The following is a 22,424-nucleotide window of genomic DNA, read 5'->3' as shown; positions in this document are numbered from 1 at the left end:
ACGAGTAAGTTGTAAGCTTTGAGTAACGGATTAATTTCCCTTCTAAGTAGTAGTGCAAAATTAATTTGACATTCGGAAATGCTGAAATCATGGTGTTGGCGAAGTCTGTCTGAAGGACTTATGCTACTCTTCGAGAAGGCTTCGTCAATGTTCCAAATCCTTCGGACACGCTACGTGTTTACGCAGTATTGCATCAGCACTTACTCCCTGCTCCCTATTCCCTATTTTTTAGCGAGGGAATGAGGTAAAGAAATTACAAATTATAATTATTATTGTCTCGGTTTTGTGTACCAGTAAATTTAATTAAATTTACTGGTAATTTAAATTTACTGGGTCAGGAGCTGCTTCAATGCGAATATGAATAAATTCCTCTCCTTGGGAAAAACCTTGTGCTAGGGTTGGAGAAATTCCCCGGACACGAAAAGAACCGTTTAAATTGCGTCTGCGACTGACAAAATCTGTAATTTGATAATCATCTACATAAATTAGACCATTAAGAGCATCACGGATTGGTTTAACAATGTTATCACTGTCGGGGACGGAAGATTCATCTCCATAGGGTGCATCATAGTAATGGGTAATTACTACTTGAATAAAATTACCGATTGGTGTTTCTGAAGACCAGTTTGCTTCAGCTATTTGCCGAACTTTTTCTTTCCAAGCTTGTATACGTTTACGTTCTTTTGTTTGATGGGAAACAGGCTTACCAATGACGACAAATTCAAATGGTAACATTAATAATTTCCTTGATGAGGTAGAAAATTTGCTGCAACAGTCGTCATACCTTGAATATACGGATGATATATTCACAGAGAATATTCACTTATTTATTACTTGTAATTTGCTTAACAAATACAAGTTTTCGACACAGCTTCCACCCCGAAAAAAGGTCTATTATTTTACATTTAAATATTTGATTACATCATTAACCTAACATATAAAAATTGGGAATTGCAACTACAAAAAATGGAATTATACTATAAATTTTAAGATTTTTGGGGAAAATAAAAGCATCTGAATACCCTTATTCGAGAGTAAACTTATACGATTTTAGATTTGGGATTTGCCAAATCTTATACAAGAATATCTTTGCACACCCATTTGTTACATTTATGCTTCAAATACGCAAATTTGTATTGTTTATAACAATAAAATAACCACTGACTGATAAATACAGACAATGGTGAATTGCTTTGATATTTGTGATGAAGTTGCTAAGTAGATTTGCTTATTCGAGTAATCGAATATCAATTACACTGGCATTGAAATTATAGTTGAAGCCTTCTAATTCAAAAGGCATACCGATTTTGACTTTGCTATTGCCAAGAACTGGTCCTGTATCTGTTAAATCCGCTTGACCTTGGAGGGTTAATAACATATCGGTGCTAAAGTTATTAGAACGGGGGTCAGGTACTTCCTTTGCGGTTCCATTGGGTAGGGGGATAACAATGGTGCGGGGGAGGATTTGCACTGATTTGATGCCGATTTCGCCATAGGGTTGATTACGGATAATCACCCTGGTTTTTCCCTCTGCTTTAAATCCTTGTTTTTCTAGTTGCTCAACATTGCGGACGTTAAGACCACGAACTACCAGGTCTACTTCGATGGGTACTTTTTTGCTGTTGACTTGCGCAACGGAACCCGTTGGTCCGGGAATGATAAAAATACCAACAATGACTAGGAGAATAATTAGTACTGCACCGACATCGAGCAGATTAAATTTGCCAAATAGGCGACCTTTAGAATCTAACAGAGCCATAATACTGTTTTCCCAGATTAAATATATTTTGATTATGTGCAGAACAAACGATAGGTATGTTTAACAGCAAAGAGTGTTTTTCGTCAAGGCTAGATAGATCGGTATGGAGAAAAATTAACTCTGTCAATCCCCAGGATAGACCTTTGAGGGGATTGATGCTATGGGACAAGACGATAATTTGACTGAGGTATTGCAACTAATATATCGATTAAGTCGTCTGTGTTATGGATGGTTATGGGATTTGGGATTTTAGATTATGGATTGTACAATATTTGCTATGTAAGTTAAGTCGGCAAAAATAAACCCAATCATGTAAAAGAATGTAAACAAGCGTCAAACCTTTGTGTTGGCGAAGTCTATCCGTAGGTTTCACTAGGTTTCATTCGCTTCGGATGTACATTGATTTTTTTACGCCTACTTACTTCAGCTTTTCATCTGGACATCTGTCGCAATTGATGGTTCAAATTGGTATCGCAGCGATCGCATAAAAAATCTACCTGTTTTATCTGTTGATTGTACTTATTGTACGTTCTGGCAAAATCTTTAATAACTACCGGATGAATATATGAATATGTTTGGGAAGTTGTTTAATTTTCATCATCAAGTGCGACGACGCTGGTTATACCCTGTTATTTCCGTGGTTGTCGCTGTTTCTATTGGTTTGGCTAATGTTGTACCTGCTCAAGCAAATATAAATCGTTGGCTACCCAGTATTATTCGTGGCGTGCAGGTGTACCAGCTATCCAATATATCACCCCGTCAAGAGATTGAATTGGGTAGACAAATGAACGATCAAATTCGCCAAAATATGCGTTTTGTACGTGACCCGAACATTAACGAATATGTCCGGCAAATTGGTCAGCGTTTAGTTTCCCAGTCGGAGCGTCCAGATTATCCGTTTACTTTCCAGGTTGTTGATAATAATACCATTAATGCCTTTGCCACCACAGGGGGCTTTGTTTATCTCCATAGCGGATTGATTAAAAGTGTGGAAAATGAAGCGGAATTAGCCAGTGTCCTGGGTCATGAAATTGGTCATATCACCGGACGACATTTAATCGGTCAATTGCGTCAACGAGCGATCGCAAGTGGAGTTGCGAGTGCTGCGGGTATTGACCGGAATACAGCAGTTTCTTTGGGGGTTGAACTTGCTCTGAACCTTCCCCGGAGTCGTCAAGATGAATTTGATGCAGATCGACGAGGACTACGAATGCTCTCGAAAGCTGGATATGCGCAATCGGCGATGATTTCGTTTATGCAAACTTTACAACGCAGAAGTCCCTCCATACCCGCTTTCCTTAGTACCCATCCTCCGATGCGCGATCGCATTGCGGCTTTGCAACGTTTGATTAATTCGGAACCAACCATTGGACAAGATGGTTTAAATACTTCCCAATACCGCGCTCGCATCAGTAATCTGTAATCAATGGGATTACCAAAAAGAGACGCGATATATCGCGTCTCTACAAATGGTTTTTTCGGTTAAAATCTCTGACCTGCATAAATGGAACGAACTTCCCCGTTGCGACGGATTATGGCTTCACCGTTCGCAACTTCCACCAGTGTCCATCCACTGGAACTAATTGTTTCACCCACTTCAATCCGTCGGGTGACATCGCCAATTTTAAACAATGCGGCTGATTTTTCCCCTAGTTCTAGTAGTCCTTCTAAAATAATGTTGGCACTAGCAGGAGCGACTGCAACTTCTGTGGGTGTTGTTGCTTTGGCTGGTGCTGTTACTTTAGGGGTTTGCGGTTGACTAGGTGTAACACGCGCTACTTTTGGCGGTTGGGGTTGACTCAGGGTTATCGGCTGGTTTTGAATTTTAATCGGTTTGATGTTGGGACGTACAGCCGCTAACACATTCATTGGTTGGGGAGGAACTGTTTGATTTTTGACTTGTTTAGCTGGTGGATTTGCAGCTGTTTGCGTTGCTGGTTGTGATGCTTTGGCGTTTGTTGGTATGGGTGGTAGGGTAGTCGCTACATTTGTCCCCGGAATGGCTGGAGGTGCATAGCGCATGGGGAGGGGAGCTTGGTAAACGGGGATGTAGATACGTTCAACTAGGGTGGTGGAACGGGGAACTGCGGGAGCTGTATTATTGGCTGCCATTGGTGGGGGTAATTGGCTACCTGTGGGGTTTGCCATTGCGACTGTTTGTTGGGGAGCAGTCGGAAGATTTTGGTTAATTGTTGTTGGTTGTTGCTGGACTTTTGCCTGTTCGCGCTCAATGACTGCCATTGCACCTAACATATAGTTAGCCAAGTTAGCGCGTAAATCCGCTTGGGTCAGGGTTTCAACTTGATTCTGGGGTACATCCGGTTGAATGGAGAATTGCAGCGATCGCTTGAAGGTCAAACGGTTGATTAATTCGCTATTTTGCACTAATATTACACCGGCAACTGCTATGCCCACCATTGCCCCCCAAGTAATAACCTGTCCCAACCAATTACGGGATTTCCGACGACTTTTAACTACGGTTTTGCGAGTTGTTGGGGTCGATGAACCAACTTTTTGGGGTTGATTGGGTATTTGGGTAGCCCGTACCGGACGCAATTCGCTCTCATTGCCGATGTTTGTGGGAAGTTTCACCGTTGATACCCGCACATATTCCGGTTCAATTGTCCGGATTGGTTGCTGTTTCACCCCATCGACAGCTCGATCTAAATCCGCAAATAACTCATCCATTAAACCATCTGCGTATTTTTCAATCGACCAGGGTTCATTGGTGATGAAATCATCAGCTGGTTCGGGAATAAAAGTGTTGGTACTAGCTTGAGTAGACATAGCAATTGTGTTTAATAATGGCTTAATCGAGCGGTTTGGATTACCCACCCTCTCCGCCAAAACTGCAAAAGTTGAAGTTTTTCATGAATCATCCGCGTAATCACACGGATATATGAACAACTGGAATTAAATTCAAACTGGGTAATTTAGGAATTTAAATCATCTTGATATTTATCATTCCCAAATTTTTAATTTGAATAAACACCTGAAGCAGATTTTTTTTATTTTTCTTCGGAGAATACTGACAGAGGCACCACTAATATGTTTTCCATCATACCCTCTTTTTAATGGTATACCCTACTACTATAAGCGCACTTCATGAAGATTTGTTGCATCAGTTGCCTCCACGCCAGGACTAGACTGGTTTTTACGAATTTCTAAGTAAATTAATAACGCATTCACATCCGCAGGGTTAACCCCACCAATTCGGGCTGCTTGACCAATTGTTAGGGGTTTGACCTTCGCGAGTTTTTCCCGTGCCTCCTTTGACAATGTATCAATTGATGCATAATCTAAGTCCGATGGCAGGGGACGATTTCCTTGACGGGCGATTTGCTCGATTTGATTTTGTTGACGAGCGAGATAGCCGGAATATTTGATTTCGATTTCCGCACCTTCGGTCTCATCCCTTGTCAATTCAGGGTTTCCTAGACCATAGTTCAGTAGATCCTGGTAGTGGAAACCGGGACGACGTAATAAATCTGCCAGAGTAATCGATCCTTTTATCGCTTGTTGAGTTGCTTGGGCGATCGCTTGACCCACTGGGTCGTGTTCTTTGACTCTGGTGGTGTGTAAACGTTCCTTTTCGGCGGTAATCTGGGCTTGTTTGCGGGTGTACAATTGCCAACGACGGTCATCAATTAAACCGATTTCCCGACCCAGGGGAGTTAGCCGCTGATCCGCATTATCCGACCGTAGTAATAACCGATACTCCGAGCGACTAGTTAACATCCGGTAGGGTTCACGGAGGTCTTTGGTACACAAATCATCAATTAGCGTACCGATATAACTTTGTTCACGGGGGAAGATAATCAACTCCTGAGAGCGGACAAATCTCGCAGCGTTAATCCCCGCAACCAAACCTTGCGCTGCTGCTTCTTCGTAACCCGTTGTCCCATTAATTTGTCCAGCACAAAATAACCCTTCCACCTTTTTCGTCATCAAGGTAGGATAACATTGGGTTGCAGGCAAATAGTCGTATTCCACCGCATAGGCTGGACGCAGCATAATACAATTTTCTAAACCGGGTAGACTGCGCAACATTTGCAATTGCAAATTCTCCGGTAAACCCGTGGAAAAACCTTGAATATAGAGTTCGGGAATATCCCGTCCCTCTGGTTCAATAAAAATTTGGTGGCTGTCCTTATCGGCAAAACGGACGATTTTATCTTCAATACTGGGACAATAGCGGGGTCCTTTAGCATCAACCCAACCGCCATATACGGGAGATAAATGCAAATTTTCCCTAATTAATCGGTGGGTTTCGGCGGTGGTTCTAGTCATATGACAGGGAATTTGTTCCCGTTCCACCCACACTTGCGGGTCAAAACTAAACCAGCGCACCTCCTCATCACCGGGTTGCAGTTCCATTTTCGTATAATCAACGGAACGTTTATCAACCCGTGCTGGTGTACCAGTTTTCAACCGACCAGTTTCAAATCCCAACCGATTCAGGGTATCTGTCAAGCCAACAGCTGCAAATTCCCCAGCTCGTCCAGCTTCCATTGATTTATTCCCCACCCAGATGCGTCCACCCAGGAATGTTCCGGTGGTGAGAATAACTGCTTTGCATGCAAAAGCGACACCAAAATAGGTTTCAACACCGATAATTTCCTCATTCTTGCCCAAAACCAAGTCTGTCACCATTGCCTCACGAATCGACAAATTGGCTTGGTTCTCGACAATATTTTTCATTACCGCCGCGTATTCTCGCTTATCAGTTTGAGCGCGCAAAGCCCAAACCGCAGGACCTCGTGACGAATTTAAAATACGCTTTTGCAGGTAGGTTCGGTCAGCCATCTTGCCAATTTCCCCACCTAAAGCATCGACTTCATGGGTGAGTTGGGATTTAGCTGGACCACCCACTGCGGGATTACAGGGTTGCCAAGCGATTTTATCGAGATTTAACGTCAGTAGCAGCGTCCGGCATCCGAGGCGAGAAGTTGCCAGCGCTGCCTCACAACCGGAGTGACCTGCACCAACTACAATAACATCAAATTCGTCTTGGAATTCAACTGATTTGTGCATGGCCGGTGATTTGGGATTTTAGATTTTGGATTTGGGAATATACAGGGAGACGGGATGCAGGAGGGGAATGGATGTTGGATTTAATTCCTTGTTTCAATAAACATAGGACATTTGGTGATTATTCTTAGCCATTGTTAATTTTAGCCTATTCTGGTGCTTGCGGGAATTCTTGTATTTTGCCTAGTTTGGAGATGACCCACCGGGTCGTCTCTACTAACCCCTGCATCCCTATTCCCTACTCCCTACTTCAAACATGATCCCATTCAAACTCGGCTAACAATAACAAACAAGCAGCCATTAACCCACCTGTCAGCAAAAATTGCCAACCTAGCATCCAGGGTAAAATTGTGATTCCCACTACGTGTAAAGCTCCTGTGAGGATTAACATTCGCGATCGCACGGCAAAACCTGTACAAAAATAACCTAATGCACTCAATCCCAACCACAGGGGACAAATATGAAATAAAATTCCTCCCCAACCGGCAAAAATCCCTAAATTCGTCAATATCACTCCAAATAACATTAAAAATGCCCAACAGTATAAAATCCAGTTCACATTCCGTTTCACTACCCAATAACGAGTCCAATTCATCATCGCTAGCACACCGAAACAACTCAAAATCGACCAGACCATCGCTTGCAGTGTCCAACTAACAGGAAAAAACTGGGCTGTGATAAACATTGGCAGCAATAAAATCCCCCAGAGAATGAATGCTTGATCGACTCTGGTATAGTAAGTAGAATAAACTTGCAATTTCCCAATCCGCCAATTCACCCGCCACAACCCTTCTAAATCTTGTATATCTAAATTTTCCCGCTTCCGACGCAGGGGGGGAACATTATCATTAAAAAAACCCATATTTGTATTTTTTTATATTTATTTAATTATTTAGATATTATGTATAGTGTGGTATTTAACCGTGATCTGAAATTGATATTTTAGGTGATTATATTCATTAATAACGCGAATATCCCATCTCCACCAGTCATTGTCAACAGTAGGTGACATAGTATCTTGGAAAGAGGGAGTAGGGAATAGGGAGTGGGCAATAGAGTCAAGATTTTTTCCTTGTAGAGCTTGTGATCAAGGGGTTTTTCTCCCCTCAATAGTCACAATATAAACGAAAAAGTGAGTTTTGCTAGTAACGCAATCGGACAGTTGTCAATTTTTCGACAAGATTACCCTGAGAGGATTTTTGGAAAGTGTCTATCAATAATTGATCAATTTTTATTTATTGAAAACAGTAAATAGGTTCAAACGGTATATTGATTGAAGTGGTGAGAGAAAATAGGATCAACATTTTTATGAAATGGGATAAGTCATGAGATAAAATAAGGATTTTTGTCAGTACGGTTAAAAACAGTTAATTAATAACTTTATTTGTAAATAAATAATAAGAACAGACACAAATAAAAATATTGCGATCGCGGCTAACTATTTTAGTAAAAAAATCATGATAACTCTTAATTAATCAGAGGGTTATGAGGGAAATGATTTTGATTTCTGGATAAATTGAGGTAGCCATAATTTGTCATGTCATGCCATTGTCATCAAGAATAAATTGGCAAAATCAGACATTACGATATTACATAATTTCTCCAGAGTAGATTTTCAATTGATTGAGGACTTAGGCACTCTTGATGGAGAAATCAGGTGTTTGGGATTGCTACTTTGCAAGAAGCTGCTGCGCGTCTACCTGAAGTTGTAATGACGGTGTTTACATTGTCCTTGCATCAGTCCTGTGATTTTGAAATTGATGCGGATATTTGATTATCTAGAAGGAATTAAATTTTCTAGATTCTCTCCAAAAAACCGTTCAAAACTTACGTTTTTTCCTTTTCCCATAATAAGTGAGTGATATCAGGATTGATGCTTCTATCTGTAATTCAAGACAGATTTCATCCTTGTTCTCATCACCTGAAAGAGCTAGAACCATCTGCACGTAAGTAATTTCCAAATCCAGCATCAACAAATCATTTTACCCGACATCACATATTTGCCGTCTCTGAAAAGTTAATTGCTACAATTTATAGGAGTAAAAAAATGTTTTGGAAATTTGCTATCAGTGCGTTGATTTTGCCAACTTGCTTAGGATTTGGAAGCGCACAAGCTAGTAATGCAGTTCCCGAACAAACAGCGAAACAAATCACCCTTGCAGCCAACACTTTAGTAACCACTGATACAGATACAAACCTAGTTAGCAACGAAATTCCCAACCCCAACCAATTACTTGCTCACAACTACTACAACGGGGGTTGTAAATACCGACGCTCTGGATACTATCGTCGTGGCTACTACAATAATGGTTATCGACGCAGTAACTACTACCATAATGGTTATGGGCACAATCGTTACTACCGCTCCAACTATTACCATCGTGGACATAATGGCTACCACAACAACTACTATCGCAATGGTGGGTATGGAAACTACCACCACAACAACTATTCCCACTGGTAAATAGGTGGTTGTCAGTCAAATCCCAACCTTATACCAATTTTATATGAAGAGGCATAGAAAGAACCCCACCCTAACCCTCCCCGATTACGGGGAGGGGACTAGATTTCTCCCTCTTCGTAGGTGAAGGAGTGGGTTCAAATTATGTGCAACTTTACATTAAATTGGTATTACCCCTTTCCTTCTCCGACAACGAAGAAGGGAAGGGGTTTTCATTGATGTCACAGAATCATTAATGTGTTATTTTTGACAAGCACTATGTAGCACAATTGGTAGTGATGATGAAAATGATTCTTTGGACTGTGGTTGGTTTGTTAATGGGATTGGTGGTGATTGTGGAAATTGGCTTGCGATCGCGTTATGGTTTTGGTAATCCTTTGCTCTACACAACTGACCCGGAGATTGGCTATTTAATCGCTCCCAATCAACGTACCCGTCGAAATGGAAATTTAATCGAGATTAATGAATATTCGATGCGTAGTCAGGGGGTGACAGCGGTTCCAGAAGTAAAAACCCTGCGGGTGTTGATGGTGGGGGATTCGATTCTGAATGGAGGATGGTGGACAGACCAGAGTAATACTATCTCTAATTTAATTGCCCAAGGTTTAAAGCAAAAAATACCAAGGGAATTTACTCAAGCAGAAGTACTCAATGCATCAGCCAATTCCTGGGGACCGCGTAACGAACTAGCTTACCTACGTAAATTTGGTAATTTTGGAGCGCAGATAATTATCCTAGTGATTAATACCGATGATTTATTTGCGATCGCCCCCTATTCGGTGGTTGTTGGACGCGATCGCAATTATCCTGACCGGAAACCGGGTTTAGCGCTAGTGGAAGTATATCAGCGTTACCTCCAAAAACCCGCAGCAATACCAGAACTAGCAAAATTGCAGCAGGAACCCGGTGACAGGGTGGGGATTAACCTAGAAGCAATTAAACACATCCATGAATTTGCGATCGCTCACCAAAGTAGGTTTTTACTAATTATGACACCCCTGAAGCGGGAACTAGGAACACCCGGACCCCGTGACTATGAATTCAAAGCTAGAGAGCGATTACAAACATTTACAAACCAAGAAAATATTCCCTACATCGACGTTTTACCCATATTTAATCATCACCCCCAACCGGAAACACTCTACCACGACCATATTCATTTAAATGTGCAAGGAAATATGCTCATCAGGGATATTTTAACAGCGAAAATACAGGAATTATTTGTGCCAGTAAGTTCACACCTCCCGTGGGAAAGTTCATCAGCTAATAGCTATAAATAAGCTAAAATATCTCCACATCCAATACCTCAAACCCATAGAATTAATTCTTTCCCCACATCCAGAACTTTTTATTTTATCTCCTGTATTCTTGAATTCTATCCTCAACAATTCCCACTAATGATATTTACCTATCAACAAATACTCAACAATTAATTCTTATATTTCTGTAAAGAAAAAGTGTCAAACTGCCAAATTTACCACACAATGTAAATTAATGATTGTGAACAAACAAACTGAATTTGTCGCGAACTAAAATGACTGATTGATGTGTGGTTTGAGGGGAATCAATAGCCAAGTTAACACAGAACTTTGAAATATTGAGGCAAATTAACATGGATGCACAAACAGTCCTCAGTCGCTATGCAGAAGGCGATCGCGATTTTCATGGAGCAAATCTTCACCAAGCCAACTTTTGCGATGCCAACCTACAAGGTGCCAATTTCGCTGGAGCAGACCTAAGTGGTGCTAACCTTTGTCGCGCAAACCTACAAAATTGTGACCTGCGCTGTGCTAACCTCACCGACGCAGATTTAAGTGGTGCAAACCTCCACGGTGCAATGTTATACGAAACTAACTTAATCGGCGCTGATTTAATACACGCCAATTTGGAAGGTGCAAATTTAACACGAGCAGACCTACGTTCAGCCAACTTAATTTTGGCAGACATGACCCGTTCCTGTCTTGATTCTGCCGAACTGAGCGGTGCAGACTTTAGCGGTGCAAATCTTAGCTATGCCGATTTCAGCGATTGCAACCTCAACGAAGCTGAAATATCCGGTGCAAACCTCACGGGTATCTCCCTATCCGAAGAGGAAATGAGTGGAATGCGGATGCATCCCGGACAATCTCACCGATGGGTGACATGGGCTGGAAAATGATATTAACTAAATAGGGAACAGTAGAGACACGATAATCGTGTCTCTACTGGGACAATTTCGTTATTTTTACCGATTTCCTATTCCAGCAACCAATCAAAAATACGCTCTAACTGATAGGTTTGCACTAATCCATATTGCCACAAAATCATGGGTAAAGTGTGAGGATTAAGTTCTGGATGGCGTAATGCCAGAAGTCAATTATCTGTCGGAATTTCTAAATCAGCTTCTAAAAAATGAATTAGTTGAGTAAAGTTTTTCATATCATTAATCTCTAGCCCCTGGATTGAATCTGGTTTTGAAGTTAGATTAAAATTTAGATCAAAATAATGAGGAAGTTGTGAAGATACATGGACACAATATCAAAAAATTGAGTCAAATTCACCTTGCTCCAGGGAGTCAGGTGACGATTCCGGATCTGAATTGGAGTGAGTTTGAATCATTGTTGCAAGAAATGGGTCAAAAACTTCTTGAAGTGGACTCTAGAAATTATGGTTCCTCTCCCTGAACATGAAATCCCCAAAGATTTAATTTCTGACATAGTAAAAACCCTATTAACGGGACTCAAACATTTTTGAGGTAGAAATAAGCCTCAAACCCATACAGGGGAAGGAAAATACACTACATGTTCCAAAATGCTTGAAACCCAGAGATAGCAAGAAGCGATTCAAAACGATGTCAAAGTCTTGCTATATATACATTTGAGTAGTTTTTCTGGTCTAAGTACCATTAAAAGGACAATCAATCCGTTACTCAAGGCTTACAACTTACTCGCTCAAAATCCAGGGGAAGACTGGATAATTTTTGCGGAAAACCCGACTACCGGAATACTTCTCCCGAAAATACTGCTTGCAATTATGATGGAGACAGGATTTAGATTTTTGTAATTTTTGACCCTGGCGATTCCGAAAATATCCAGTTAAGATAGGTGTTTGTAATCTCAGATGATGTTTTAAAAGTTGATTTTAATACTTAACCTATCCTTGTTTGGGAGTAGGGAGAAGGGAATCGGGAGTAGTTTATAACGACAAATATACCGTTTGAGCCTATTGACCGTCTTCAAAAAGTGGTTGTTCAAGTATTTATTTACACTTGACTAACATCCTCTCAGAGACATCAAGCCTATTACAGAAAGTATAAATTACTCCCTAGATTTATCCTGGATTCAGAAACTGGCAATTAGCTTTATCCTGAAGGGAAAGATTGTGGTTTGATTATAGATATCAGATAAACTACTTTGATACGGGGAAATAAAAGCTGTGCGTAGTGATTTACAAGGGTTAAAAATTAGCACACGCGAGTTGCAGCAACTGACAAATCTACCTGTGAATTATGAATTGGTGCGGGTCGTCAATTTTTGGCAAACACTCGGACAAAGGTTTGTCGAAAGACTGCGGGGACCAGAAGCTGCGACGGCTGTATTTATTGGTATTTCCAGTTTTGTGATTATTTATTGTTTGCTGTATGCATTGGTTGGTGTATTTATGCAGCTTCCTTCATGGATGGTATTTATATTATCATTCCTAGGGATAAATGGGTTAGCCCAGTTAGGGTTTTATTTGCTTTGGAAACAAAAACAAAAACAATTATCGACCGCACTTACCCCCAGTTTACGAATATTATTATACGATGTAGAACGATATAATAATGCCATTCAGGCAATTCATATTAATGATGAATTAGAAGCAGCTGGAAATCCAGATGTGAAAATTCGCGATCGCGCTAAGGTGATTCAGGCTTTAGAGCTAACCCGGGTAGATTTAGTGCGAGCCTTGAAAACCGAGCGCATTATGCGGGAAAATCAAAGCTTTATCATTAATAATGCCGATTTATTTGCTGATAATTTAGCTACCCTATCAGCATTACAGGTTAAGGAAAAAGCTAGCGAACACGGTAGATTATTAAACGAAGCCCTAGAAATTGCCCTCGATGTGCAAGGGGAAATGCGGAAATTACAAGGGTTACGATAAGTCGAGAGTCGGGATAATCAGAGTTAACAGGTTTAACAAGCCAAGACATCCTTTTACGTGAAAACCGCAGTAGAGGAAGTTTATATATTGACAATTTTCTAAGGTTGAAAACGAAAGTGTTGGAGCGATCGCACCTGAGCAATTGTTTCAAAATCACAATCGTTGTGAATCAACAGTAAATCATTCTCCAAAGCTACCTGGGCAATGCAGCAATCAATCGGACTCCGAACTGTTAGTCCTTGACGACGCAAATCATAGAAAATCCGCGCTGCCGCTTGCCAAGAATCATTCGCCAGTTCAACCTAGTCCTGAGTTTTAAGATAGGTGGAAAGGAGCATCCACTCTTTTTCATTCAAACTCCCTTGAAGCAGTTCAAGCTGGGTGAACCGTACCAGGAAAATGTCACGATCATCAATCAGCGTTTCGAGTTTTTGACGGACTTGACCTGTGCGATCGCGAAAGACACCAATCCAAACAGACGTATCAATCAGCAGCATGGCGAGTCTCGCGAAGCATTTTGTGGTCAAAATCTTCTGTAAATTGAATTTGCCCCGCTAGGTCGAGAAGGTTCTTCTTGCGGCGCGATCTTACTAGCTCTTTCAAAGCGAGGTTAACCAACTCCTCTTGAGTCGTGAGATTAGTGAGCTGCAAAGCTTCATTCAGAAGGGAGTCGTCGAGGTTGACCGTAATTTTCATAGAAGTAATTGTGAAACTCATTGCCCCCAAGGGCAATCTGGCTTGGCTAAATTATAGCCAAAGGGTGATGGTGGCTTGTAAGTCACCATCACTTCCGCTCAACCCTATTCTAATTCAAAAGATTGGTGCTTTTCCTATAAGCTCAAAACATCATAACCTGCATTCTACAGAAAATATAATTTTGAATACATAGAAGTTCCTTGTTTAAATCTACTTCTTTGTTATCCCTGTTTTTGCTTACTTTTGGTTGTCCATATTTCTTTTCTACAATTTATGTATTTGCAACTTCAGCAACTTTTTCTGTCTGGATTTTTTCCTTTTTTACTTGTTCAACGTGAGTTCGATGAGTTATAAAGCCTGAAACTCTTGTCCAGTATTATTCGTAGGAAATAGAAGTTTTTAAAAACCTCCGAATATTGAGAATAAAATCATTAAACCAGGAATCAGTCAGTTATTGAGTTTGTTCTCAACTAATGGATGAGGTTACTTTAAGCCTTAACTTTCAAAATCATTGATTCACAGGGATTGTAGCGTTTATAATCCGTCGAATTCACGTTAAAGAAGAAAAAAACCGCTCTATCCCATAACTTTCTTTCCTGACTTCCTTATCAACCACTTATTGAAGACAATAACGGCTGGGGAGGATGTCAATGTAAGCGTGCTAAAACCTGCTTGAGGGCGATCGCAGTCCATTCTATATCTGCCATTGTTATTGATTTTCCTAGTGTGAGGCGAATTCCCCCCAGGGCTGCGGTTTCGGAATAGCCCATTGCCAGTAAAATTGGACTAGGTTTAAGTTTACCGCTACTACAGGCTGAACCTGCACTAGTGGCAATTCCTGCCATATCCAAATGACGCACAAGACTACGACCATTTCGATGCTGATAGTCACTGTGCTGCCAACAAAAACTGACGTGGTGGGGGAGACGGTATTCTAAATCACCCGTAGGGACTAATTCGGGTGTATCAGCTAATAGGGTAAACAAGCGATCGCGCAATTGGGTCAATCTAGCTGTTTCCTCTGGTAATTCCGATGCAGCCAACTGTGCAGCAGTCCCAAATGCAGCGATGACGGGTACTGCTTGGGTTCCCGAACGTAGTCGATTTTCCTGTCCTCCCCCCGCCAAAACTGGCATTATTTCCACACCGGGACGCACATATAAAGCACCTGCACCCTGACATCCATAGATTTTATGACTAGAGATGCTCAGTAAATCCACTGGTAATTTTTGCACGCAAATTGGTAAGCGACCAGCAACCTGCACTGCATCGGTATGGAACAAAATCTGATGTTGCTGGGCAATTTCTGCTAATTCCGGGATGGGTTGGAGGGTTCCCACCTCACTTTGACCGTAAATAATCGAAATTAATACGGTATTTTGCCGAATCGCTTCCCTTAAATCCTGGGGATTGACACGTCCTTTGCTATCCACTGGTAAACGGGTAACTTCCCATCCTCGCATTTCTAACAATCTGACAGGTTCAGAAACAGCAGGATGTTCCACACTAGAAATAATCACATGTTGAGGTTGGGAGTATAAATTGGCCACACCCATAATCGCTAAATTATCCGCTTCCGTACCACTGGAGGTGAAAACAATCGATTCTGGGTGGGGAGCATTAATTAATTGTGCCACCTGCATCCGTGCAGTTTCCAGCACCGTTGCCGCATTTTTTCCCCAAGCATGGAGACTGGAGGGATTTCCCCATAGTTGGGTACAAGCAATTTGCAAACTGGCGATCGCTTCCGGACGTGGAGGGGTAGTAGCACTGTAATCAAGGTAAATTTGCATAATCAATGGATTTTGGATTTTGGATTTTAGATTTTGGATTTAGCATTCTTTTCAATTTTGATGAGGTATAAATATCTACTTGATTTTTGATGATTATACTCTAGTGGTCTTTCTACCCCTGCTCCCCCAATCAAGATAATCCACCAGTCGTCTCTACTCCCTGACACCTAACCGTCAATTTTGGCGCTTATCGAGTACTAATTGTATTTATTTTCCCACTTTATCGCTCCCATCTGTCCCCCATCCCTTTAAAGAGCTTAAATTAGGAATAAGGAATCCTAATTGCTTGCACAACAAACTTTCTGGGAGGATAAATCTTTGTTTCCTTTATACGATGAAAATCCCACTCGAATTACCCCCTATTTGACGTACCTAATTATTGGCGCAAATGTTTTTGTGTTTTTACACCAAATCAGCCTATCTCGCCAAGAACTCGACCTATTTTTCCAAACCTATGCTGTCATTCCCCAGCAACTCACGGCCAGTTTTCAAGGAGAAATCGGCAGACAGGAAATTCCTGAATGGGCAACCCTTTTTACGTCTCAATTTTTACATGGCGGTTGGTGGCACTTAATTTCTAATATGTTGTTTCTGTGGGTGTTTGGCAATAACATCGAAGACCGCATGGGTCGGATTCGGTATATTATTTTTTATTTAATTTGCGGTGCTTTAGCAGCCCTGTGTCAATGGGCAATCAACCCCAGTTCCGCAATTCCCTCCTTGGGTGCAAGTGGAGCGATTTCGGGAATCTTGGGAGCCTACGTAATTCGTTTTCCCCAAGCCAAAATTATGACACTGGCATTTTTAGGCTTTTTTGTAACTACCCTACGGGTTCCAGCCATATTACTCATCGGTATATTTGTGGTTCAAAACGTCATTGCCGGGTTAGTGAATCTCCAAGAAATGGCAAGAATGAGCGTAGAAACTGGAGGTGTGGCATACTGGGCCCATATTGGTGGTTTTGTGTTTGGTTTGATACTTGCTCCCGTTTTTGGTATATTCCGTCAGGATGATTATTGATTTTGTTGACCGAGATTTTAGATTTTAGATTTTGGATTTTGGATTGTCGCAAGAGCTTTGCGCAGGCTAGATTCAAAATCTAGAATTTCCAAAGGGTGGTTAATAGCAATCCGATTTCAGTAGTGAAAAATAGCGTGCCGTTGACTACTAACCGTTAATATCGATTCTCTTGTACTTTGCAGTAAATGAAACTAGAATAACCAGCGGTTACAGCTCCTGATATGTAGCAAGCATTAACGTAAACGAAATAACAACCCTAAATCTAAAATTTCACAAATCCCGCTCGAAATGCGGTATATGTACCTAGTACAACATGATAGGAGATGCAAGATTTTAGTTAATCCAAAATCCATAGACGCGCGTAGCGCGGATCGACCGAAGAGTAATCCAAAATCCAAAATCCAAAATCCAAAATCCCTTAATTATTCAGCCGTACTGGAAGAAAAACCACGGTCTAACATCAACACCTTATGGTTATTTTCGTGGTGTAGTGCGTTGGCTGCGAAGTTTTCTAATGCTATGGGGGTGGAAGGTTGGTGGAGGGCGATTAACTGGGCTAAAACCTTTTTCAGTTGGGTTCTAGGGACGATTTCGTCCACAAATCCATGCTTGAGTAAATCCTCTGCGGTTTGGAAATCTTCAGGTAGTTTTTCCCGTAGGGTCTGTTCGATTACCCGTCTACCAGCAAAACCGATTGTGGCCTTGGGTTCGGCGATAATTATATCACCTAACATGGCAAAACTCGCGGTGACACCACCAGTGGTCGGGTTGGTTAAAACGGGGATATAAAGTAATCTTGCATCCCTGTGACGTTGTAAAGCACCAGATATTTTCGCCATCTGCATCAGGGACAACATCCCTTCCTGCATTCTTGCTCCCCCAGAAGTACACACAATCACCACTGGATACTGTAATTCGGTGGCTTTTTCGATTAGTCGAGTTAATTTTTCGCCGACAACCGACCCCATACTCGCACCGATGAAGCGAAAATCCATCACCCCTAGAGCTATTGGTAAACCGTCAATTTCTCCTAAACCCGTTTTCACCGCATCGATTAAACCGGTTTTGGCTTGCATTTCCCGTAGGCGATCGCTATAGGGTTTGCGATCGCGAAATTGTAACGGGTCTGTCGGACATAAATGATTATTAATCTCTTGCCATGTCCCCTTATCTATCAGTTGACGGATACGCTCGTCACTATCAACCCGGTTATGATGACCGCATTCACTACACACCATTTGATTGGCTTGGAGGTCTTTAGTGTAGGACAAAACCCCACATTTGGGACATTTATGCCACAATCCATCCGCTATTTCCCGTTCTTGCCTTTCTATACTTGTTGCACCTGATTTGCGTCGGTTTGCAAACCAATCAAATAGAGACTTTAAACCGCGCGATTCTTCGTTGTTTGCCATTTTTGCTGATTTTTTGGTTGGTAGTTTTTGAGAAAATAGTTAAATCTTTTTTCTTCTTTAGGTAAAGATAATCCGATTTTGATCAAATTACAAAGTTCGGTTAAGGGTGCTAGGAGTTATTACTTTTACCTCTTGACTAATCGGTCAAGTTCGTGCCCTCTACCATTCAGACCCGATTTTACTGCTTTGGTTGCCAGCTTAATGAAAATATATAAACCCATTTCGGCTTAGTAATTTATTGCTAACAAGCTCATAAAATCAAGTATCTCCGGATATTTTTCTCGAAAGGTAAACACTTAGTATAAATAGGGAGTGGGGAGTTGGGTACAGATGGGACATGTCACTTCTGTACGGTGAGTTGGGAGTAGGTAGTAGGGTTTTAATACCATTTCACAAAAATGTTGATACATTTTCTTCTCCGACTTCCGCAAGTTTCCCCCAAAGTAAAACCTCATAACCTAACAATTCCACTTTTGCTTGGCTCCCACAAATTACAGATGCAAGGTTTTTTGAGCTTCTATTAGGTCTAGTTTTGTTTGCACTTTTTGCGACTAACATACCCTCTAACGCTTACAAGATATAGAGACGTGATATATCGCGTCTTTACTACTTTTCAGTAAGCCCTAATACCAGAAGATTAGTGATTTGCGGAAGGGCTGAGGGTAATTCTAACCACAAATTGATACTATCAGAAGAAAAACCCTGCTGCTTGTAATCAAATTAACAGTTATAAACTCTGACCCCGCATTTCTCAAATATTCCTCAAATCTACAGGGAGTACAGACGACCCGTCGGGTCGTCTGTACAGGGAGTAGGGAGTGGGGACAAAACCACTTTTATCAGTTCAGGTGTACTCAGTTGATGATAGTTACTCCCCGATGTAGGTGTATCTAAATCTGGGAAATACATCCTGGAAATAATATATTCAAACGGAAAATAAATTCAGATAGTTAGAGATAAACGTTTCTCCAAAAAACATCGCCAAGATAGCTCCAATTGCTAAATAGGGTCCAAATGGTATCTTCAGCATACTGTTACTTTTCTGGGAAGTTCGACTTAGCATTATCCCTCCAACAACTGCACCGAGTAAGCAAGCAATAAAGCTCGCTAACAGCAGATTTTGCCATCCTAACCAAGCACCCATCATTGCTGCGAGTTTTGCATCTCCTCCACCCATTGCGGTTTTACCGAAAGCAACCGAACCCAGGATGCGAATCGTATCAAATAGCCAAATACCAATCACACTCGCAAAAATGGCTGCAAATAAGGAGTTTACAGCTGGTGACCAACCCCCTTGCTGCCATCCCTCAATTAATTTAAAACCAATACCTAAAATAACTCCCGATGCGGTTAGGGGATTCGGAAGGGTCATGGTATCCGCATCAATTAAAGCCAAAGCTATCAACCAGCTACAAAATACCCAATAGCCCAAGGTTGAAAGGGAAAATTGAAAATTCCCGAAAACCAGTAAAAAAACTATTCCAGTGGTAAACTCTACCACCGGATACCGGGGAGAAATACGAGTTTTACAATAACGACACCGACCCTTTAACCATAACCACCCTAACACGGGGACATTATCATGGGGTTTAAGGGGTGTAAAACACTGGGGACAACGGGATGGTGGATGTAACAGCGACAAACCCGCAGGTAAACGATAAACGACAACATTGAGAAAACTACCAACCGCAGCACCCACCACAAATGCGATCGCACTTGCAGGAATAAAAACTACCATATCCATCGCCAAATACACTCACCAAAAAAGCAACATCGGCTACAAATATAGCCTTTGCTTGGGAGTAGGCAATAGGGTGTTGCAATCAGAAAAAATCTGTTTTTACCTGCTTCCAAGAGCTAATAAACATAGGATTCTATTTGACTTAGGGGAATGAAACATTCATCCGGTAACAAGGCTGGATTTTCGATAAAAATCACCTTACCTCGCAAATTCGTGCGTTTTATTGCCACACCCGTTGCTTGACCAGTGATTTCTGGATGCACTTCACAATAGGTGTGATAGATTTGACCAGCTGCGCGGATGACTGCTGGGTCAATTAATGCAGCTTGCGGTCGCACTTTGGTGAATTCGTTTTGTTCTTGTCTATAAGCGTACACGGTTTACTTTTTTCTGTATGTTAGATTTATGGTTTGGAATTAATCGAAAATTGACATACTCACCCTCCAAAAGGAGCGGTGATTCTTGACGGCTCACCGAGATGCGCGGGCGAACCCGTCTTACCTTCTCTCCCCGTCCATTTAGAGTCGTGCCCATGCCCGATGCCGACTTTTGTCCGAAAACCCTAAAACATGGGTGCTTTTAAGGTTGGACTTTAGACCATTGCCTCAAAGAGCATTCTCTGCTCCTACTCTCACCGTCGCTGTAGTGGCTGCTGCCGTTCAACGTGTCTTGAGTCCAGAGGGATAATAGCCAGTAGCTCTAGTAGAAGCATAGCAAAAAGCCGTGCTAGAAGCACGATGGCTCTGTATCCCATTCTTTTGGTCAACGGCTAGGAAATTCCGTTTCTTTTCTGTTAGCTAACAGTTTTCAACTACATTGCGGCGATCGCTTGCAATAATGCATCACCCATCCCTCGACACCCTAACTGGGTCATTCCTGTTGCCATTATATCGCCTGTACGGAAACCACTCTGTAAAACTTGCGACACACTAGCTTCGATGAGATCAGCCGCAGCTGGTTGATTTAAACTATAGCGTAACATCATGGCGGCACTTAAAACCTGTGCCAAAGGGTTGGCTTTATCTTGACCAGCAATGTCAGGTGCAGAACCGTGGACGGGTTCGTAAAGCCCTGGTCCGGATGCACCCAAACTAGCCGATGGTAACATACCAATACTACCTGTCAACATGGCCGCTGCATCGGAAAGGATATCCCCGAACAGATTACCTGTGACAATTGTGTCAAATTGTTTGGGAGCGCGTAGTAATTGCATAGCCGCATTATCTACGTAGAGATGGGAAAGCTCCACATCGGGGTATTCTATACTCAATTTGGTCATGCGATCGCGCCATAGCTGGGAAACATCTAACACATTAGCTTTATCAACGGAACAGAGTTTACCCCGGCGTTTCCGAGCAGTTTCAAAGGCAACTCGACCGATGCGATCAATTTCGGCTTCGCTGTAAACCATCGTGTTCACACCCCGTCTGACACCGCTTTCATCACTAAAAATTCCCCTCGGTTTACCAAAATAAATCCCTCCCGTTAATTCCCGTACCACCATAATGTCCACACCTTCCACCACCTCTTTTTTTAGGCTGGAAGCGTCAATCAACTGGGGAAGAATTTTCGCCGGACGTAGATTGGCAAATAGTTCTAAACCCGCACGCAACCCTAATAAACCTGCTTCCGGTCGCTGCTGAGGTGGTAAACTATCCCATTTATACCCACCAATTGCCGCCAATAAAACGGCATCACTCTGGCGACATTCCTGTAAAGTCTTTTCTGGTAAAGGTTCTCCAGTGGCATCAATCGCCGCACCACCAATTAATGCTTCTGTAAACGTGAATTCAATGGCACATTTTTTACCTATAGCTTTGAGTACATCCACGGCTACGGCCATAATTTCTGGACCAATGCCATCGCCAGGAAGAATAGTGATTCGGTATTGAGCAGCCATAGGTACTTAACAACAAAAATGGAAACGTCAACAGTTTCAATATCATAATCCCAAAGTGTACCTCACAGAGAAATCAAGTTAAAATTTTCATCGCCGTACTATTTCAGAACAGTAACTTATCCCGGATTTATCACAAACTCCTAAAACTTGTTGGGAGTAGGGAATAGAAAGAAAACTAAGCTATTACTCAACGCTTACCGTTAACTCGCTCCAAATGCAGACTTATACCGTTTTACCTTGGAACTGATACATGACGGGATACAGGGGAAGAAAATATGTCAAAATTTTAGTGAAATGGTATTATATCGATTTTCTTCCCGGATTTCTCACAAACTCCTAAAGCTTTCAGTGAGTAGGGAGCGGGGAGTAGGGAGTAGTAGGAAAATTAACCCATCACTCAAGGCTTATCACTCCCTTGTGAGAAATGTAGGTCTTGTACTTTGAAATTAAATAAAGCGTTAGCCAGGAGATTAGGTGACTCAA

General features: G+C 41.7%; 20 protein-coding genes. 6 read left to right on the top strand and 14 right to left on the bottom strand.

Annotated features, from left to right (window positions below; all coding sequences use genetic code 11):
• Positions 1 to 309: 309 nt before the first annotated feature.
• Together CDC37_RS13060 and CDC37_RS13055 are read right to left on the bottom strand one after the other, a co-directional pair.
• The gene (locus CDC37_RS13060) at positions 310 to 735 is read right to left on the bottom strand and encodes a RusA family crossover junction endodeoxyribonuclease (protein ID WP_096622391.1); all 426 of its coding nucleotides are present in this window, start codon (positions 733 to 735) and stop codon (positions 310 to 312) included.
• Positions 736 to 1,228: 493 nt separating this feature from the next.
• Entirely contained in the window at positions 1,229 to 1,759 is a 531-nt protein-coding gene (locus tag CDC37_RS13055) for a DUF4330 domain-containing protein (protein WP_096622390.1), read from the bottom strand.
• Between the two features lie 571 nt (positions 1,760 to 2,330).
• On the opposite strand from CDC37_RS13055, the gene CDC37_RS13050 reads away from it, so the two are divergent.
• The gene (locus tag CDC37_RS13050; RefSeq protein WP_096622388.1) at positions 2,331 to 3,182 is read left to right on the top strand and encodes a M48 family metallopeptidase; all 852 of its coding nucleotides are present in this window, start codon (positions 2,331 to 2,333) and stop codon (positions 3,180 to 3,182) included.
• 59 nt (positions 3,183 to 3,241) lie between these two features.
• On the opposite strand, the gene CDC37_RS13045 is transcribed toward CDC37_RS13050, so the two are convergent.
• From CDC37_RS13045 to CDC37_RS13035, 3 genes are all read right to left on the bottom strand, one after another.
• The gene (locus CDC37_RS13045; RefSeq protein ID WP_157780740.1) at positions 3,242 to 4,546 is read right to left on the bottom strand and encodes a hypothetical protein; all 1,305 of its coding nucleotides are present in this window, start codon (positions 4,544 to 4,546) and stop codon (positions 3,242 to 3,244) included.
• 303 nt (positions 4,547 to 4,849) lie between these two features.
• Positions 4,850 to 6,793, bottom strand: coding sequence for a tRNA uridine-5-carboxymethylaminomethyl(34) synthesis enzyme MnmG (mnmG, locus tag CDC37_RS13040; protein ID WP_096622386.1), 1,944 nt, complete (start codon positions 6,791 to 6,793; stop codon positions 4,850 to 4,852).
• 247 nt (positions 6,794 to 7,040) lie between these two features.
• On the bottom strand, positions 7,041 to 7,652 hold the full coding sequence (locus tag CDC37_RS13035; RefSeq protein ID WP_096622385.1) for a hypothetical protein: 612 nt from the start codon (positions 7,650 to 7,652) through the stop codon (positions 7,041 to 7,043).
• Positions 7,653 to 8,837: 1,185 nt separating this feature from the next.
• Between CDC37_RS13035 and CDC37_RS13030 the strand changes: the two genes are divergently transcribed.
• The 3 genes from CDC37_RS13030 (at position 8,838) to CDC37_RS13020 (ending at position 11,409) form a co-directional block, all read left to right on the top strand.
• Positions 8,838 to 9,254 (top strand): hypothetical protein, encoded by a 417-nt coding sequence (locus CDC37_RS13030; protein WP_096622383.1) that lies wholly within the window; start codon positions 8,838 to 8,840, stop codon positions 9,252 to 9,254.
• 278 nt (positions 9,255 to 9,532) lie between these two features.
• The gene (locus tag CDC37_RS13025) at positions 9,533 to 10,531 is read left to right on the top strand and encodes an SGNH/GDSL hydrolase family protein (protein ID WP_096622382.1); all 999 of its coding nucleotides are present in this window, start codon (positions 9,533 to 9,535) and stop codon (positions 10,529 to 10,531) included.
• 332 nt (positions 10,532 to 10,863) lie between these two features.
• A complete protein-coding gene (locus CDC37_RS13020) occupies positions 10,864 to 11,409 on the top strand; it encodes a pentapeptide repeat-containing protein (protein WP_096622380.1) in 546 nt (181 codons plus the stop codon).
• A gap of 77 nt (positions 11,410 to 11,486) precedes the next feature.
• Here the strand turns inward: CDC37_RS13020 and CDC37_RS25790 are convergent, their stop codons facing one another.
• Positions 11,487 to 11,600 carry a DUF2949 domain-containing protein gene (locus tag CDC37_RS25790; protein ID WP_442861091.1) on the bottom strand — a complete coding sequence of 38 codons (114 nt, stop codon included), beginning with the start codon at positions 11,598 to 11,600 and terminating at the stop codon, positions 11,487 to 11,489.
• 1,065 nt (positions 11,601 to 12,665) lie between these two features.
• Here CDC37_RS25790 and CDC37_RS13010 point away from each other — a divergent pair.
• Positions 12,666 to 13,376, top strand: coding sequence for a hypothetical protein (locus tag CDC37_RS13010; protein ID WP_096622379.1), 711 nt, complete (start codon positions 12,666 to 12,668; stop codon positions 13,374 to 13,376).
• Positions 13,377 to 13,474: 98 nt separating this feature from the next.
• Here the strand turns inward: CDC37_RS13010 and CDC37_RS25240 are convergent, their stop codons facing one another.
• From CDC37_RS25240 to CDC37_RS12995, 4 genes are all read right to left on the bottom strand, one after another.
• Positions 13,475 to 13,627, bottom strand: a complete 153-nt coding sequence (locus CDC37_RS25240) for a hypothetical protein (RefSeq protein ID WP_231943051.1) — start codon at positions 13,625 to 13,627, stop codon at positions 13,475 to 13,477.
• A gap of 51 nt (positions 13,628 to 13,678) precedes the next feature.
• Positions 13,679 to 13,873 carry a hypothetical protein gene (locus CDC37_RS25235; RefSeq protein ID WP_231943050.1) on the bottom strand — a complete coding sequence of 65 codons (195 nt, stop codon included), beginning with the start codon at positions 13,871 to 13,873 and terminating at the stop codon, positions 13,679 to 13,681.
• The gene (locus tag CDC37_RS13000) at positions 13,860 to 14,072 is read right to left on the bottom strand and encodes a type II toxin-antitoxin system VapB family antitoxin (protein WP_096626173.1); all 213 of its coding nucleotides are present in this window, start codon (positions 14,070 to 14,072) and stop codon (positions 13,860 to 13,862) included. The genes CDC37_RS25235 and CDC37_RS13000 overlap by 14 nt, the downstream gene beginning before the upstream one ends.
• Before the next feature lie 647 nt (positions 14,073 to 14,719).
• Positions 14,720 to 15,865, bottom strand: coding sequence for a cysteine desulfurase family protein (locus tag CDC37_RS12995; protein WP_096622377.1), 1,146 nt, complete (start codon positions 15,863 to 15,865; stop codon positions 14,720 to 14,722).
• A 318-nt stretch (positions 15,866 to 16,183) separates the two neighbouring features.
• On the opposite strand from CDC37_RS12995, the gene CDC37_RS12990 reads away from it, so the two are divergent.
• Entirely contained in the window at positions 16,184 to 16,885 is a 702-nt protein-coding gene (locus CDC37_RS12990; protein ID WP_096626171.1) for a rhomboid family intramembrane serine protease, read from the top strand.
• A 422-nt stretch (positions 16,886 to 17,307) separates the two neighbouring features.
• Here CDC37_RS12990 and accD read toward each other — a convergent pair whose 3' ends face one another.
• From accD to leuB, 4 genes are all read right to left on the bottom strand, one after another.
• Positions 17,308 to 18,300: an acetyl-CoA carboxylase, carboxyltransferase subunit beta gene (gene accD, locus CDC37_RS12985; RefSeq protein WP_096622376.1), complete on the bottom strand. Its 993-nt coding sequence runs from the start codon at positions 18,298 to 18,300 to the stop codon at positions 17,308 to 17,310.
• A 925-nt stretch (positions 18,301 to 19,225) separates the two neighbouring features.
• Positions 19,226 to 20,044: a prepilin peptidase gene (locus tag CDC37_RS12980; protein WP_096626169.1), complete on the bottom strand. Its 819-nt coding sequence runs from the start codon at positions 20,042 to 20,044 to the stop codon at positions 19,226 to 19,228.
• A 113-nt stretch (positions 20,045 to 20,157) separates the two neighbouring features.
• A complete protein-coding gene (locus tag CDC37_RS12975; protein ID WP_096622374.1) occupies positions 20,158 to 20,418 on the bottom strand; it encodes a hypothetical protein in 261 nt (86 codons plus the stop codon).
• A gap of 434 nt (positions 20,419 to 20,852) precedes the next feature.
• A complete protein-coding gene (gene leuB / locus CDC37_RS12970) occupies positions 20,853 to 21,941 on the bottom strand; it encodes a 3-isopropylmalate dehydrogenase (protein WP_096622373.1) in 1,089 nt (362 codons plus the stop codon).
• Positions 21,942 to 22,424 lie beyond the last annotated feature (483 nt).

The organism is Calothrix sp. NIES-3974, from assembly GCF_002368395.1.
GTDB lineage: Bacteria > Cyanobacteriota > Cyanobacteriia > Cyanobacteriales > Nostocaceae > NIES-3974.
Note: the sequence above shows the minus strand (reverse complement) of the source record. Positions and strands in the feature narration are given on the sequence as shown.